Source organism: Streptomyces sp. NBC_01116 (assembly GCF_041435495.1).
Taxonomy (GTDB): Bacteria; Actinomycetota; Actinomycetes; order Streptomycetales; family Streptomycetaceae; genus Streptomyces.
In genome coordinates this window covers 4,966,355-4,981,035 of the sequence record NZ_CP108644.1, presented here as the reverse complement: position 1 = coordinate 4,981,035, position 14,681 = coordinate 4,966,355, and the positions used below count along the sequence as shown (strand labels likewise).

General features: G+C 72.8%; 14 protein-coding genes. 4 read left to right on the top strand and 10 right to left on the bottom strand.

Features of this window, described 5'->3' with window-relative positions; translation table 11 throughout:
- Window positions 1–7 precede the first annotated feature (7 nt).
- The 3 genes from OG245_RS21840 to OG245_RS21830 all read right to left on the bottom strand — a co-directional run bounded on the left by OG245_RS21840 (window position 8) and on the right by OG245_RS21830 (window position 3,184).
- Window positions 8–1,057 (bottom strand): Zn-dependent alcohol dehydrogenase, encoded by a 1,050-nt coding sequence (locus tag OG245_RS21840; RefSeq protein ID WP_371625174.1) that lies wholly within the window; start codon window positions 1,055–1,057, stop codon window positions 8–10.
- Window positions 1,054–2,178, bottom strand: a complete 1,125-nt coding sequence (locus tag OG245_RS21835) for an acyl-CoA dehydrogenase family protein (protein WP_371625173.1) — start codon at window positions 2,176–2,178, stop codon at window positions 1,054–1,056. The genes OG245_RS21840 and OG245_RS21835 overlap by 4 nt, the downstream gene beginning before the upstream one ends.
- 73 nt (window positions 2,179–2,251) lie before the next feature.
- Window positions 2,252–3,184: an SDR family oxidoreductase gene (locus OG245_RS21830; RefSeq protein ID WP_371625172.1), complete on the bottom strand. Its 933-nt coding sequence runs from the start codon at window positions 3,182–3,184 to the stop codon at window positions 2,252–2,254.
- 84 nt (window positions 3,185–3,268) lie between these two features.
- Between OG245_RS21830 and OG245_RS21825 the strand changes: the two genes are divergently transcribed.
- A complete protein-coding gene (locus OG245_RS21825; RefSeq protein WP_371625171.1) occupies window positions 3,269–4,195 on the top strand; it encodes a cyclase family protein in 927 nt (308 codons plus the stop codon).
- A 102-nt stretch (window positions 4,196–4,297) separates the two neighbouring features.
- On the opposite strand, the gene OG245_RS21820 is transcribed toward OG245_RS21825, so the two are convergent.
- The 4 genes from OG245_RS21820 to OG245_RS21805 form a co-directional block, all read right to left on the bottom strand.
- The gene (locus tag OG245_RS21820) at window positions 4,298–4,795 is read right to left on the bottom strand and encodes an ATP-binding protein (RefSeq protein ID WP_371625170.1); all 498 of its coding nucleotides are present in this window, start codon (window positions 4,793–4,795) and stop codon (window positions 4,298–4,300) included.
- Window positions 4,796–5,202: 407 nt separating this feature from the next.
- Window positions 5,203–6,201 carry an acyl-CoA dehydrogenase family protein gene (locus tag OG245_RS21815; protein ID WP_371625169.1) on the bottom strand — a complete coding sequence of 333 codons (999 nt, stop codon included), beginning with the start codon at window positions 6,199–6,201 and terminating at the stop codon, window positions 5,203–5,205.
- A gap of 7 nt (window positions 6,202–6,208) precedes the next feature.
- Window positions 6,209–7,363, bottom strand: coding sequence for an acyl-CoA dehydrogenase family protein (locus OG245_RS21810; protein WP_371625168.1), 1,155 nt, complete (start codon window positions 7,361–7,363; stop codon window positions 6,209–6,211).
- A 12-nt stretch (window positions 7,364–7,375) separates the two neighbouring features.
- Window positions 7,376–8,569 (bottom strand): amidohydrolase family protein, encoded by a 1,194-nt coding sequence (locus OG245_RS21805; RefSeq protein ID WP_371625167.1) that lies wholly within the window; start codon window positions 8,567–8,569, stop codon window positions 7,376–7,378.
- A 224-nt stretch (window positions 8,570–8,793) separates the two neighbouring features.
- On the opposite strand from OG245_RS21805, the gene OG245_RS21800 reads away from it, so the two are divergent.
- The gene (locus OG245_RS21800; RefSeq protein ID WP_371625166.1) at window positions 8,794–10,365 is read left to right on the top strand and encodes a class I adenylate-forming enzyme family protein; all 1,572 of its coding nucleotides are present in this window, start codon (window positions 8,794–8,796) and stop codon (window positions 10,363–10,365) included.
- Window positions 10,366–10,459: 94 nt separating this feature from the next.
- Here OG245_RS21800 and OG245_RS21795 read toward each other — a convergent pair whose 3' ends face one another.
- Window positions 10,460–10,981 carry an EF-hand domain-containing protein gene (locus tag OG245_RS21795; protein WP_371625165.1) on the bottom strand — a complete coding sequence of 174 codons (522 nt, stop codon included), beginning with the start codon at window positions 10,979–10,981 and terminating at the stop codon, window positions 10,460–10,462.
- Window positions 10,982–11,065: 84 nt separating this feature from the next.
- On the bottom strand, window positions 11,066–11,440 hold the full coding sequence (locus OG245_RS21790; RefSeq protein WP_097932294.1) for an STAS domain-containing protein: 375 nt from the start codon (window positions 11,438–11,440) through the stop codon (window positions 11,066–11,068).
- Window positions 11,441–11,781: 341 nt separating this feature from the next.
- Between OG245_RS21790 and OG245_RS21785 the strand changes: the two genes are divergently transcribed.
- Both OG245_RS21785 and OG245_RS21780 read left to right on the top strand, forming a co-directional pair.
- Window positions 11,782–12,375 (top strand): RNA polymerase sigma factor, encoded by a 594-nt coding sequence (locus tag OG245_RS21785; RefSeq protein WP_371625164.1) that lies wholly within the window; start codon window positions 11,782–11,784, stop codon window positions 12,373–12,375.
- Complete coding sequence (locus OG245_RS21780; RefSeq protein WP_371625163.1) at window positions 12,372–13,727, top strand: maleylpyruvate isomerase N-terminal domain-containing protein; 1,356 nt, start codon at window positions 12,372–12,374, stop codon at window positions 13,725–13,727. Before OG245_RS21785 ends, OG245_RS21780 begins: the two co-directional genes overlap by 4 nt.
- Before the next feature lie 41 nt (window positions 13,728–13,768).
- Here the strand turns inward: OG245_RS21780 and purU are convergent, their stop codons facing one another.
- A complete protein-coding gene (purU, locus tag OG245_RS21775) occupies window positions 13,769–14,665 on the bottom strand; it encodes a formyltetrahydrofolate deformylase (RefSeq protein ID WP_371625162.1) in 897 nt (298 codons plus the stop codon).
- Window positions 14,666–14,681 lie beyond the last annotated feature (16 nt).

Genomic DNA, 14,681 nt, shown 5'->3' with positions numbered 1-14,681 from the left:
GCGCGGGTCAGAAGACCAGGACCCCCCGGGCCACCCGCCCGTGGTGCGCGTCGTCGGCCGCCTTGGCGAAGTCCTCCACCGGGTACGTCTCGGTGACCAGTTCGTCCAGCAGCAGCCGGCCCTCCCGGTAGAGGTCCGCGTACAGGGCGATGTCGCGCTGCGGCCGTGAGGAGCCGTAGCGGCAGCCGAGGATCGACTTGTCCAGGTACATCGAGGAGACCAGGAACGACGCCTCGGCGCTCGCCGCTGGTACGCCCAGCAGCACGGCCTGTCCGTGCCGGTCGAGGAGGTCGATCGCCTGGCGGATCAGCTCCGTGCGGCCGACGCACTCGAAGGCGTGGTCGGCCCCGTCGGGCAGGATGTCGCGCACGCCCTCCGCGCCGGTCAGGAAGTGCGTGGCGCCGAACCGCCGGGCCACCGCCTCCTTCGCCGGGTTGCTGTCGACGGCGACGACGGTGAGCGCGCCGGCCAGCCGGGCCCCCTGGAGCACGTTGAGTCCGATGCCGCCGGTGCCGATGACGACGACGGTGTCGCCCAGGCCGACCTTCGCCCGGTTCAGGACGGCCCCGACGCCGGTCAGGACCCCGCAGCCGATCAGGGCCGCCGAGGTGAGGGGCAGGTCGTCCGGGATCTTCACCGCCTGGACGGCCCGCACCACCGTGCGTTCCGCGAAGGCGGAGTTGGAGGCGAACTGGAACAGCGGCTCTCCGCCCCGCGAGAACGGCCGCCCCGGCCGCCCGATGGCCTTCCGGCACATGGTCGGCCTCCCCCGGTCGCACTGGGCGCAGGCCCCGCAGTTGGCGAGGGTGGAGAGCGCCACGTGATCACCGGGCCGCACGTGGCCGACGCCGGGCCCGACCGCTTCGACGACGCCCGCGCCCTCGTGGCCGAGCACGACGGGGACCGGGAAGGGGATCGTGCCGTCGATCACCGACAGATCGCTGTGGCAGAGTCCGGCGGCGGCGACCGCCACCAGCACCTCCCCGGGGCCCGGGTCCCGTATCTCCAGGTCGTCCACGACCTCGGTCCGTGTGCCGTCGAAGACGACGCCTCTCATCTGGGCTCCCTCGGTAGGCCGAGCACCCGCTCGGCGATGATGTTCCGCTGGATCTCGTCGGAGCCGCCGTAGACGGTGTCGGCCCGGCTGAAGAGGAACAGGTGCTGTGCGTCGTCCAGTTCGTACGGCCGGTGCTCCGACCAGGGCTCGGGTCCGACGGCCCCCGCCTCGCCCGCGACCCGCACGGCCAGTTCGCCGAGCCGCTGGTGCCAGCCGCCCCACAGCAGCTTCGCCACGCTGGGCGCGCCCGGGTCGCCGGTGGAGCCGAGGGTGCGCAGGGCGTGCCGGCGCATGGTGTCCAGCTCCGCCCACTGCCTGACCAGCAGGGCCCTGATGACCGGGTCCTCGGCGGCCCCGCTCGCCACGGCGGCGGCGACCACCCGGTCCAGCTCCTCGGCGAACCCGATCTGCTGGGCGAGGGTGGAGACCCCGCGCTCCAGGGCGAGGAGGCCCATGGCGACCTGCCAGCCGTTGCCCTCGCCCCCGACGACCTCGGCGGCCCGCGCCCCGTCGAGGAACACCTCGTTGAACTCGCTGGTCCCGGTCAGCTGCCGGATCGGCCGCACCTCGATCCGGCCCGGCTGGTCCATCTCCACCAGCAGGAACGACAGCCCGTGGTGGCGGGTGGAGCCGGGGTCGGTGCGGGCGAGGACGAAGCACCAGTCGGCGTCCAGGGCGAGCGAGGTCCAGATCTTCTGCCCGGTCACGGCGTAACCGCCCGCCCCGTCCGGCACGGCGGCGGTCCGCACCCCGGCGAGGTCGGAGCCCGCACCCGGTTCGCTGTACCCCTGGCACCACAGCGTCTCGCCCCGGGCCACGGACGGCAGATGGCGCCGCTTCTGCTCCTCGGTGCCGTACGTGATCAGCGTCGGGGCGAGGAGGTTCTCCCCGATGTGGCCGATCCGGGCGGGGGCCGCGGAGCGGGCGTACTCCTCGGCCCAGACGACCTGCTGGGCGAGGGTCGCACGGCGGTTGCCGTAGCTCTCGCCGTCCTCACCGGGCCAGCCGATCCCGATCCACCCGGCGCGCCCGAGCTCGCGTTCCCAGGCGCGGGGGTCGGGGGCGGGGGTGTCGGCGAGGCGGCTGTGCAGCCAGGTGCGCACCTCGGTACGGAAGTCCATGCTGCCTCCTGTCGTCCCGGGGGCTCCGCCCCCGGACCCCTGCTCCTCGATCACCGGAGGGGCTTGGATGCGATCAATCGCCGGAGGGGCCGGGGGCGTTCGGGCGGTCGCCCGACTTGGCCGCCGCCGCCATCTCCTCCAGCCGCGCCAGCATCGGCATCGGGTCCGCGCCCACCGTCCCCGGCAGGAAGTCCGCGATCCGTTCCGGGGTCCAGGGCCCCTCCCCGTACGCCGCCCGCAGTTCCCTCGGCTGGGCCCAGACCGCGATCTTCGGGCCCGCGATCGTGTACACCTGCCCGGTGATCCGCTCCGCCCGCGCCCGCTCGCTGAGCAGGTAGACCACCAGGGCCGCCACGTCCTCCGGCTCCCCGATCTCCTTCAGCTCCATCGGCACCCCGGCCGACATCCGGGTCCGGGCGACCGGCGCGACCGCGTTCGCCGTGACGCCGTACCTGTGCAGGCCCAGCGCCGCGCTGCGCACCAGCGAGATGATCCCGCCCTTCGCCGCGCTGTAGTTGGCCTGGGCGACGCTGCCCTGGTGGTTGCCGCTGGTGAAGCCGATCAGCGTGCCCCCGCCCTCCTGCTTCCGCATCACCGCCGAGGCGGCCCGGAAGACCGTGAACGTGCCCTTGAGGTGGGTGGCGAGGACCGGGTCCCACTCCTCCTCGGACATGTTGAACAGCATCCGCTCACGGAGGATCCCGGCCACGCAGACCACCCCGTCGAGCCGGCCGTACTCCGCCAGCGCGGTGTCCACGATCCGCTGCCCGCCCGCCATCGTGGAGATGTCGTCGGCGACCGCGACCGCCTCGCCGCCCGCCGCCCCGATCTCCTTGACGACGGACCGGGCGATCTCGCTGGTCGGTTCGGAGCCCTCGACGGAGACGCCGTAGTCGTTGACGACGACCCGCGCCCCCTCCGCCGCGGCGGCGAGCGCGACGGCCCGCCCGATGCCCCGGCCGGCCCCCGTCACGGCGACCACCCTGCCTGCCAAGAAGTTCCCCATGCCCGGCCCCTTCCCGCGGTTTCTGACGGACCGTTAGATTTTACGGGCAGTCGGATGCCCCGGCACAAGACCCAGGAGGTCCCCATGTCCCTGCCGGCCGAGTTCCACGAGATCGCGAAGCGCGTGAACAACTGGGGCCGCTGGGGCGGGGCCGACGAGATCGGGACGCTCAACCTGATCACCGACGCCGTCGTGCGCGAGGCCGTCGCCACCGTCCGCACCGGCCGCCGAATACCGCTCGCGCTGCCGCTCCACCGGGACGGGGTGCAGAGCGGGCTCATCCCGGGCCGGATCAATCCGCTGCACACGATGGTCCAGATCAACCAGGAGATCTTCGGCCCCGACACGGTCGCCACCAGCGACGACGCCGTCACGATGGGGCTCCAGGCCTCGACCCACTGGGACGCCCTGACCCATGTCTCGCACAGCGGGAAGGTCTACAACGGCCGCCCGGCGGACACGATCACCGCCCACGGCGGGGCGCGGTTCTCCTCGATCGCCGCCGTGGAGCACCTCGTCTCGCGCGGGGTGCTGCTGGACGTGGCCCGCGCCCGGGGGGTGGACCGGCTGCCCGGCGACCACGCCGTGACGCCGGACGACCTGGCCGCGGCGGAGGACTTCGGCGGCGTACGCGTACGGGCCGGGGACATCGTGCTCGTACGGACCGGGCAGGTGCGCCTCGCGCTGGCCGGGGACCGGCAGGCCTACGGCTATCCGTCGCCGGGGCTCTCGGTGCGCACGCCCGAGTGGTTCCACGCGCGGGACGTCGCGGCGGTAGCCAACGACACCCTGACCTTCGAGGTCTTCCCGCCGGAGATCGAGGACCTGTGGATGCCGGTGCACGCGCTGCACCTGGTCGAGATGGGCATGCTCCAGGGCCAGAACTGGAACCTGGAGGCGCTGTCCGCGGCCTGCGCGGAAGAGGGCCGGCACGCCTTCCTGCTCACGGCGTCGCCGGAGCCGTTCGCCGGGGCCACCGGCTCGCCGGTCGCCCCGGTGGCGATCCTGTGAACGGCCTCCGCGCAAGGGAGGAGGAGCAAGCCGTGGGAGAAGGAGAAGAAGAGGAAGCAGGGGAAGCAGGAGTGGAAAGGGTGGAAGGGGAGGGAGCCGGGCTCAGGCCAGGTTGGTGAAGACGCAGGAGGGCGGTTCGCACACCTCGCCTCCCTGTCCGACGACCGGGTGCGGCTCCGACAGCCGCACCGGGCCGCCCCGGTCGACCTCGCACCAGATCTGCTTCCCGGCGCCCTCCGGCAGCCAGCCCCAGCGGTCCGCGAGGCCGTCCACCAGCTCCAGCCCCCGGCCGCCCGTCTCGTCGCCCTCCGCGTGCCGCTGGAGCGGCGGGCGGTCGCTGGCGTCCGCGACCTCGACCCGGACGGTCCCGGCCGCGCCGGGCGCCCCGGTCCCGCCGAAGAGCATCCGCAGCACCGCGGGACAGCCCGTGTGGACGACGGCGTTGGTGACCAGCTCCGAGATCAGCAGGATGAGCGTCTCGGCGAGCGGCTCGTCATCCCCTATCCCGGAACCGACCAGGCGCGACCGCGCCCATCTACGGGCCCGCCCCACCTCCGCGGGATCCGGACCGACCTCCAGCTGAACCTGAAGCACCTGCACCGCTCACACCATCCGAACCGGCGGACACATCGCCTCGCGCCTCCTCAGGGTCACGGAACGTGATTCCCTTACGCGACAGCATGGTTGACGTACAGTCACCGCAACAAGCGCTTCGGGCATATTCCAGCGCGAAGGAGTACGCGTGGTGCATACTGTGCGACGCACGCTGCGGGGAGTCGAACAGGAGCGCGCAGAGACCGCGAGAAACGCTCTTCGGGCAGGCCCGGCACATCTCCGGCGAGAGCCCTCGCACCGGACCGGAGCCGCCGCACAGGCCGCCCCCGGATCGCCCGGTTCCAGAACCACTCGCATCCCACGGAGCGTACCCGAGCCGGACACCGACTCCACCCGGTGACGAATCACGCAAAGGACACAAGCCGGTATCGGCGCCCCACGGCTGCGCTGCGTCACCCTCCGGCCCCGGCTTCCGGGCCTCCTCCGCCGGGCCCCGCCGAGCTGCCGGAACGCGGCCGCGCGGCCCCCAGACCGGCGGCCAGGAGCTCCTCCGCACCGGCCGCGGTGAGGCGGGCCGCCGCCCGGAGCCAGGCCCGTTTCAGGTGGAGGTGAACATCTGCCTCCCAGGTGAAGCCCATCCCGCCGTGGATCTGGAGGCAGTCGCGCGCGTTGCGTACGGCCGCCTCGTCGGCGAGCAGTTTCGCCGCCGCGATCTCCACCGGGTCGCCGGTCACGGCGGCCGCGTACACGGCGGCGCGGGCCGGCTCGGTGCGGGCGAGCATGTCGGCGCAGAGATGTTTGACCGCCTGGAACGATCCGATGGGCGATCCGAACTGCTGTCGGTCCCCGGCGTGTTGAACGGCGGTCTCGGTGGTGCGCGCAGCGCTGCCGAGTTGTTCGGCAGCAGTGAGAAGCGCCCCCTCGTAGGGGAATGCGCCGGAGTACGCCTCCGTGGCCGCCGTACGCCCCGCCACCACCCGGTGCAGCGGAGTGAGCGGGTCCACCGACCGGACGGGCTCGGCGGCGGCGGCGAAGGCGCGCAGCGGCTCCCCGGCGAGGACTTCCGCGCCCACCAGCACCGCGTCCGCCTCCGCCAGATGCGCCACCGGCAGGTCCCCGTCCACGGCGGTCACCACCGCCTCGCCCTCGGCGGCGCCCTCCACCAGGCCCGCCGCGAGGTGCGTGGCGACGAGCGGGCCCGGGAGCAGCGCCCGGCCCGCCTCCTCGAAGAGCAGCACCGCCTCGGGCAGCCCGAGGCCCACGCCGCCCGCCTCCTCCGGCAGCCGGAGCGCGAAGAAGCCGGCCGCGCCCAGCTCCCGCCAGAGCGAGCGGTCCAGGGTCCCGCCGCGCTCGACCGCCGCCCGCATCCGGTCCCGGTCGAACACCGCGTCGAGCAGGTCGCGCATACCGGACCGCAGGGCCCGCTGGTCGTCCGAGAGCTGGAAGTCCACGGTGGCCTCAGCGCCCCTTCGGCAGGCCGAGGATGCGCTCGGCGACGATGTTCCGCTGGATCTGGGAGGTGCCCGCGGCGATCGTGTACGAGAGGGACGAGAGCCGGTCCAGGACCCACTCCCGGTCGACGTCGAACGCGTCGGCCCCCAGCACCTCCGCCGCCGCCTCGTACAGCTCCTGGCGGGCCCCGGAGTAGCGCAGCTTGAAGACGGAGCCGCCGGTGCCGGGGACCCCGCCCGTACGCTCCGACTCCGCGACGTTCCACTGGGTGAGCCGCCACAGGGCCCGGAACTCGGCGTTGAGCCTGCCGAGCCGCCGGCGCAGCACCGGGTCGTCCCAGCGCCCGTTGCGCCGGGCCTCGTCGGCGAGGGCGTCCAGGGTGCGGCGGCAGGCGACGACCTCGCCGACGAAGGCCGTGCCGCGCTCGAAGGAGAGGGTGACCATGGTGACCCGCCAGCCGTCGTTCTCCGCGCCCACACGACAGGAGACCGGCACCCTGACCTCGTCGAGGAACATCTCGGCGAACTCCGTGGACCCGGCCAGGGTCCGCAGCGGCCGGACCGTGACGCCGGGGGCGTCCATCGGCATCGCGAGCCAGCTGATCCCCCGGTGCTTCGGCGCGTCCGGATCGGTGCGCACCAGCAGCTCGCACCAGTCGGCGACCTCGGCGTGCGAGGTCCAGATCTTGGCTCCGCTGACCACGTAGGCGTCGCCGTCGCGCACGGCCCGGGTGCGCAGGGCGGCCAGGTCGGAGCCCGCGTCCGGCTCGCTGAAGCCCTGGCACCAGACCTCGTCGCCGCGCAGCACCGGGGGCAGCCAGCGGGCCCGCTGCCCGGCCGTGCCCTCGGCGGCGATCGTCGGCCCGGCGTGCAGCAGCCCGACGAAGTTCGCCCCGACGTAGGGCGCGCCGGCCCGCTCCGTCTCCTCCAGGTAGATCAGGTGCTGGGTCGGGGTGGCGCCCCGCCCGCCCGCGTCCACCGGCCAGTGCAGGCCCGCGTACCCGGCGTCGTACAGCATCCGCTGCCAGGTGGTGTCGTACGCCCGGCGCGCGGGCCAGTCGTCGGGCGAGGGCTTCGGGGGCAGGCCGGGGAGGGCGCCGGCCAGCCACTCCCGCAGCCGCCGCCGGAACTCCTCCTCCGCCTCCGTGTACGCGAGATCCACCGCCGTCCCCGCCTACTTGTCCAGGTCCAGGCCGAGCATCCGGATCGCGTTTCCGCGCATCAGTTTGTAGACGGTCTCCTCGTCCAGTCCCTTGACGTGGTCGAGGGCGACCTCCTTGGTGTGCGGGAAGGTCGAGTCCACGTGCGGGTAGTCGGTCTCGAAGGTGGCGTTGTCGCGGCCGACGACGTCGAGGGCGGAGATGCCGTGCTTGTCGCGGAAGAAGCAGCAGAACATCTGCCGGTAGTAGTACGTGGACGGCGGCTCGGGGATCAGATCGCGCACCCCGCCCCAGGCCCGGTGCTCCTCCCAGACGTCGTCGGCGCGCTCCAGGGCGTACGGGATCCACCCCATCTGCCCCTCGCTGTACGCCAGTTTCAGCGTCGGGAACTTCACCAGGACCCCGCTGAAGAGGAAGTCCATCATCGAGGCCATCGCGTTGTTGAAGGAGAGCGAGGCCTGCACGGCGGGCGGCGCGTCCGGGGAGGCGGCGGGCATCTGGGAGCTGGAGCCGATGTGCATGTTGACGACCGTGCCGGTCTCCTGGCAGACGGCGAAGAACGGGTCCCAGTACCCGGAGTGGATGGAGGGGAGCCCCAGGTAGGTGGGGATCTCGGAGAAGGTGACCGCGCGGACGCCGCGGGCCGCGTTCCGCCGGATCTCCGCGACGGCGAGGCCGACGTCCCAGAGCGGGATGATGCAGAGCGGGATCAGCCGGCCGCCGCTGTCGCCGCACCACTCCTCGACCATCCAGTCGTTGTAGGCGCGCACGCAGGCGAGGGCGACCTCCTTGTCGTGCGCCTCGGCGAAGGTCTGTCCGCAGAAGCGCGGGAAGGTCGGGAAGCAGAGGGAGGCCTCGACGTGGTTGAGGTCCATGTCCTTGAGGCGTTCGGCCGGGTCCCAGCAGCCGGGCCGCATCTCGGCCCGGGTGATGCCCTCCAGGGTCATGTCGTCGCGGTCGAAGCCGACGGCGGCGATGTTCCGCTTGTACGGGAACTTCAGGTCCTCGTAGATCCACCAGTCCGTCGGCGGCCCGTCCGGGTCCATCGTGATGACGTACTTCCCTCCCGTGTACGCCAGTTCCCCGATGCCCGCGGTGAGCGGCTGCGGCCCGCGCTCGCGGTACTTCGCGGGCAGCCAGGTGGAGAAGAGGTGCGCGGGCTCGATCACATGGTCGTCGACGCTGACGATCCGAGGCAGTTCCGTCATGGTGTCGTCCCCTCCGGCGCCCCCGGCGAGGTCCCGGGTGCGGGCATGTTCCGATGACTTTCCGATTGCTTTCCGATGACTTGCGATGACCCTCCGACGGTTTTCTGATGACCCGTCAGATGCGTCTGCGGCACTCAGGCTAGCCCCGCACCCCTGGACCGACAAGGCACGGAGCCCTACGCTCTCCGCATTATCTGACTGGCCGTCAGTTCGGAGGGACCGCTGTGACCGCCGTGAACGACGTGACCGCATCCGCCCACGCCCTGGGCGCCTCCCGCACCTTCTGGGAGCTGATCGAGCGCCGCGCCGCCCGCACCCCCGACCGCCCGGTCCTGCTCCAGGAGGACCGGAGCCTGACCTTCGGCGAGCTGCGGGACCGCGCCGAGCGGGTCGCCGCGGGACTGTACGGGATGGGCGTGCGGGCGGGCAGCGTGGTGGCCTGGCAGCTGCCGACCCGGCTGGAGACGGCCGTGCTCTCCTTCGCCCTGACCCGGCTCGGGGCCGTACAGACGCCGGTCATCCCGTTCTACCGGGACCGCGAGGTGCGGTTCGCGCTGCGGGAGTCGGGGGCCGCGTTCTTCGCCGTGCCGGGCGTGTGGCGCGGCTTCGACCACACGGCGATGGCCGAGCGGATCGCCGGGGAACTCCCCGACCCGCCCCAGGTCTTCGAGGCGTACGACGCCCTCCCCGACGGCGACCCGGCGGTCCTGCCGCCCCCGCCGGAACCGGCCTCGGGCGAGGAGGTCCGCTGGATCTACTGGACCTCCGGCACCACCTCCGACCCCAAGGGCGTCCTGCACACCGACCGTTCCCTGATCGCGGGCGGCTCCTGTCTCGCCCACGCGCTGAAGCTCTCCGCACGGGACGTGGGCTCGATGGCGTTCCCGTACGCCCATGTCGCCGGGCCCGACTACACGGTGATGCTGCTGCTGTACGGGTTCCCCGCGGTGATGTTCGAGCAGTTCGCGCTGCCGGACGCGCTGGCGGAGTACCGGCGGCACGGGGTGACCGTGGCGGGCGGGTCGACGGCGTTCTACGCGATGTTCCTGGCCGAGCAGCGCAAGGACCCCGGCCGGCCCGTCGTCCCCACGCTCCGCCTCCTCGCGGGCGGCGGGGCGCCGAAGCCCCCGGAGCTCTACCACGCGGTGGTGGGGGAGATGAAGGTCCGGCTCACCCACGGCTACGGCATGACCGAGGTCCCGATGATCACCATGGGCGCCCCGGACGACACGGCGGAGAACCTGGCCCTGACCGAGGGGCGGCCGCCCGAGGGCATGGAGATCCGGATCGCCGACGAACACGGCGAGCCGCTCCCGTACGGCGCCGAGGGCGAGGTGCGGCTGCGCGGGGAGGCGGTCTGCCGGGGCTATCTGGACGCCGGGGCCTCCGCCGCGGCCTTCGACGCCGAGGGGTTCCTGATCACCGGGGACCTGGGGCGGCTCCAGGAGAGCGGGCACCTCACGCTCACCGGCCGGCTGAAGGACATCATCATCCGCAAGGGCGAGAACATCTCCGCCAAGGAGATCGAGGACCTGCTCCACACGCACCCCGCCGTCGCCGACGCGGCGGTCATCGGACTGCCCGACCCGGAGCGCGGCGAACGTGTCTGCGCGGTGGTGGAACAGCCGCCCGGCGCCCCGCCCCTGACCCTGGCCGGGCTCTCCGCCCACCTGCGGGAGGCGGGCCTGTCGGTCCACAAGGTGCCCGAGCAGTTGGAGGTGCTCGACGCGCTGCCCCGCAACGAGACGCTGCGCAAGGTGCTCAAGTACCGGCTGCGGGAACGGTTCGGCGGGTGAGCCGGGCGGTGACCGGGCGTCGCGGCTGCCACAGACGACACGGGGCGGGAGGCGTTACGGGGACGGCGCGCCGTCCCCGTAACGCCCGGGGTTCCTACGCGTCGGGCTCGATCACCGTGAAGTACACGGCGAACGCCGCCACCACATCGCTCTCCGCCACCAGTCCGTCCCGGTCCGTGTCCAGGCTCTGGGCGGCGATGCTCGCGATCTCTTCACTGGCCCCGAGGACCCGGAGCGCCCGCTCCACGTCCCCGACCGCCGCCCTGCCGTCGTTCCCGCTGTCCGCGACCGCGATGGTCGCCCGCAGGAACGGCCGGGCGATCTCGGCGAACCGTCCTGGATTGTCCCGGAGCCGCTTCACCGCCCCGCCCACGAACTCCTCACGGGTGACCCGCTGGTCCCCGTCCACATCGGCGATCCCCGCCATGCCCTGCCAGAAGGCCTCGGCACCGGTGTAGAGCGCCTGGCCCTTGTCGCAGCGGGCCGTCGTACCGAACTCGGTGAGCAGACGGGCCGCTGCGGCGTTGAAATCGGCACGATCGATATAGCCGTTGCCGTCCTGGTCGAAGGCGGCGAATCGGTGCGCGATCTTTCGCTCGTACTCTGCGCTGTCCATGCGGGGAGCGTACGACGCCCGGAGCGCCCACGTGTCACCGAGCAGCGCTTCCTCTGTGACAACCTCGCATCGGGAACCGCCGTTTCAGGCGCTCAGCGGCCTGCACTCCTCGTCGGTGGCGGACCGCGCGTCGGCGTAGACGTCGAACAGCCGGCGCACCCCGAGCGCCCCGAGCACCTTGTTGACGTGCGAACCGTCCTCCGCGCCCCGGGCCGGGAGAATCAGCCGCAGGCGGCCTCCGCAGGACTTCATCAGCCGGCGCGAGGCGATCAGCACACCGACGCCGCTGGAGTCGCAGAAGAACACCTCGGACAGGTCGAGCACCACGTCGTGCTGCCCCTCGGCCACCGCCTCGTGGACGGACTGGCGCACGACGGGTGAGGTCACCAGATCGAGTTCGCCGCTCATGCGCAGCACGGTCCAGGAGCCCTGCTCCGCCTCGTCCACCTTCAGCGTCACGCGACTGGACCTCTCGTTCCGGGGCTCCCGGCAATCCGGAAGTTTCCGTTCCTCCTCGCGGCTGCCCAACCGCACTCCCATGAAACACCGACGCGCCGGGCGGCGCCCGGAGATTTCCGGTGGAAAGGAGTACTTCGGGTCGTTTCCGCTGCTCAGAGCGGACGGGGAGGCATTCGGGCCGAAAATCGACTACCGTCGTCGGCCACGCACGGCGGGAAGGACGCGGGAAGAGAGTTGCCGCAAAGGTGCGTGCGCCGCACGCCCGGCGGACTACATTCGGTCCTCACGGGCACAGGGTGGATCACGGAGCTGGGTGGACAGGGCCGGGGGCTGGGGGGTTCATGGCGAAGGAGACAGCACCCCGCTGGGACCGCAGGATGCAGCAGAGGCTGGCCCGCGGCGAGGCGGCGGCGCTCGGCGAGCTCTACGACCGGTTCGCGGCACTCGTCCACAGCCAGGCGTACCGGATGCTCGACGACGAGGACGCCGCCGACCTGGTGACCCGCGAGGTCTTCGCCCAGGCCTGGGAGAACCCCGAGGCGTACGACCCGAAGCAGGGTTCGATGCGTTCCTGGATCGCCAAGCTCACCCACAGCCGGTCCGTCCAGCGGCTGCGCCGCGCGGCGGCCTTCTCGTACGCGGCGGAGCACGGCGAGGACGCGGCGCCCGACCCGGAGGAGGTGGAGCGGCGGGTGCGCTGCGCCACGGCCGCCGCCCGCGCCGACTACATCGTCTCCTCGATGCCCGCACCGCTGCGGCAGGCCCTGAAGCTGGCGTACATCCACCGCCGGGACTACCGGCAGACCGCCGCCGACCTCGGGGTCACCGAGGACGAGGCGCGCCGCCGGCTCCGGCTGGGGCTCCAACTGCTCTCGACGGCGAACGCCCGCCCGCTCGACGGGGCCTCGCCACCCGGTTACGGACGGGTCCGGTGAGCGGCGACGGACGCGAGAGCGAGGGAGACGAGGAGGAGGTGCGCGGCGCCCGCCGGATACCGGGCCCGCGCGGGGCGGCGGACGATCTCGACCTGGAGTCCGTGCTGCGGCCTCCGCTGCCGCCGCCCGGACCGGCCGCACCCGATGAGACCGTGCCGGAGCAGCCCGCACCGCCCGAACCGGAGCGGCCCGCCCCGGAAGAGGCCACGCCGGGTCGGGCCGCCCCGGAGCCGCTCATGACCTCCGCCCCGGACCTCCCGCACCAGGTCCTCAAGGCCCTCCTCGGCGCGTGGGCGCTGTCCGCCTGTTCGGCCGGGGAGACCGCCGCCGTGGAGGACCACCTGACCGTGTGCGCCCCGTGCGCGGACGAGGCGCTGCGGCTGCGGGACGCGGTGGGGCTGCTGCACACCGACGGCTCCCTGGATCTCGACCCGACCCTGCGGTCCCGGGTGATGGACGGCTGTCTGAGCCGCCGCCCGGCCCGGATCCCGGTGCCGGAGTGGGCCGCCCCGTACGACGCCGAGACCGCCCGGATCGACGCGCTGCTCCGCGACATCGGGGACTCCGAGTGGCACGCGCCGGTGCGCCTCCAGTGGTTCGAGGAGGAGCGCGAGATCAGCCGCAGGACCACGGTCGCCGGCGTGATCGGCCATCTGATGGCGGTCGACGGGCTGCTGTCCGCCGCGCTCGGCCTCGACGACCCGCTCGGCGGCGGCGGGGCGCCGCTGGACCCCACCGAGCGCACCGAGGCGTACTGGTCCGCGACCCGGCCGCCACCCACGCGGGCCGTCCGCGAGCCCTGGCGGGCCCAGAGCCACGAGCTGATCCGCACGGCGTCCTTCGCCGGACGGAACGTCGCCGAGGCCTCCGTCTCCTACGGCACCTTCGCGCTGCCGCTCCAGGACGCACTGCTGGAGCGCGCCTTCGAGTGCTGGGTGCACGGCGGGGACATCGCCGACGCCGTCGACTACCCGTACCAGGCCCCGTCGGCGGCCCATCTGCACCGCATGATCGACCTGGCGGCCCGGATGCTTCCGGCCGCCGTGGCGGGACGCCGCCGCGCCGGGCTGGCCGGACCGGCGAAGGACCTCGTCGCGGCCGGTGCGCCGGGCCGCTCGGTCCATCTGGAGATCGAGGGCAACGGCGGGGGCGACTGGTACATAGCGCTGGACTCGCCCGCCGCCGTCGGGTCGCCGGAGCGCGTGGTGGCGCAGGTGGCCCTGGACGGGGTCGAGTTCTGCCGGCTCGTCGCGGGCCGCATCTCGCCGGTGGAAGCGGCGGCGGGCCAGGAGGGCGACCGCGAGGCCATCCGCGACGTACTGTTCGCGACGGCCTCGCTCAGCAGGCTGTAGGACCCGCCGGGCGACGCCCGCCGGCAGCTTGACGACGGGACCTAGGCGAAGATCACCGTGCGGCGGCCGTTGAGCAGGATGCGCCGCTCCGCGTGCCACTTCACCGCGCGCGCCAGCGCCTGGCACTCCACGTCCCGGCCGATGGCGACCAGCTGGTCGGGCGTCACGCCGTGGCCGACGCGCTCGACCTCCTGCTCGATGATCGGGCCCTCGTCGAGGTCGGCGGTGACGTAGTGCGCGGTCGCGCCGATCAGCTTCACCCCGCGCGCGTGCGCCTGGTGGTAGGGCTTGGCGCCCTTGAAGCTCGGCAGGAACGAGTGGTGGATGTTGATGATCCGGCCGCTCAGCTGCTTGCAGAGGTCGTCGGAGAGGACCTGCATGTAGCGGGCCAGGACGACCAGCTCGACGTCCTCCTCGCGGACCAGCTCCAGCAGCCTCGCCTCGGCCTCCGCCTTGGTGTCCTTCGTCACCGGGAGGTGCCGGAAGGGGATGCCGTACGAGGCGACGAGCTCGGCGAAGTCCGTGTGGTTGGAGACGACGGCCGCGATCTCGACCGGCAGCGCCCCGGTGCGGGAGCGGAACAGCAGGTCGTTGAGGCAGTGGCCGAACTTGCTGACCATCAGCACGATCCGCATGCGCTCCGCGGACCGGTGGATCTGCCACTCCATCCGGAAGGCCTCCCCGATCGCGGCGAAGCTGGCGCGCAGCTTGTCCACCGTCACGGTGGCGTCCGCCGAGAAGTGGACGCGCATGAAGAACAGGCCCGTGTCGTGGTCCCCGAACTGCTGACTGTCCTCGATGTTGCAGCCGGTCATGAAGAGATAGCTCGACACGGCGTGCACGATGCCCTGTTTGTCGGGGCAGGAGAGCGTGAGGACGTACTGCTCGGTCGCGGCGGCGTCCGAGGCGGCGGAGAGGGCGGGCTGCGGCGCGGTCATCCCCGTAGGGTGCCAC

What these genes read in the sequence shown, in the direction of transcription:
- OG245_RS21830 (WP_371625172.1), bottom strand. Translation starts at nt 3,184, where the DNA reads ATGGGGAACTTCTTGGCAGGCAGGGTGGTCGCCGTGACGGGGGCCGGC.
- OG245_RS21825 (WP_371625171.1), top strand. Translation starts at nt 3,269, where the DNA reads ATGTCCCTGCCGGCCGAGTTCCACGAGATCGCGAAGCGCGTGAACAAC.
- OG245_RS21835 (WP_371625173.1), bottom strand. Translation starts at nt 2,178, where the DNA reads ATGGACTTCCGTACCGAGGTGCGCACCTGGCTGCACAGCCGCCTCGCC.
- purU (WP_371625162.1), bottom strand. Translation starts at nt 14,665, where the DNA reads ATGACCGCGCCGCAGCCCGCCCTCTCCGCCGCCTCGGACGCCGCCGCG.
- OG245_RS21785 (WP_371625164.1), top strand. Translation starts at nt 11,782, where the DNA reads ATGGCGAAGGAGACAGCACCCCGCTGGGACCGCAGGATGCAGCAGAGG.
- OG245_RS21805 (WP_371625167.1), bottom strand. Translation starts at nt 8,569, where the DNA reads ATGACGGAACTGCCTCGGATCGTCAGCGTCGACGACCATGTGATCGAG.
- OG245_RS21795 (WP_371625165.1), bottom strand. Translation starts at nt 10,981, where the DNA reads ATGGACAGCGCAGAGTACGAGCGAAAGATCGCGCACCGATTCGCCGCC.
- OG245_RS21840 (WP_371625174.1), bottom strand. Translation starts at nt 1,057, where the DNA reads ATGAGAGGCGTCGTCTTCGACGGCACACGGACCGAGGTCGTGGACGAC.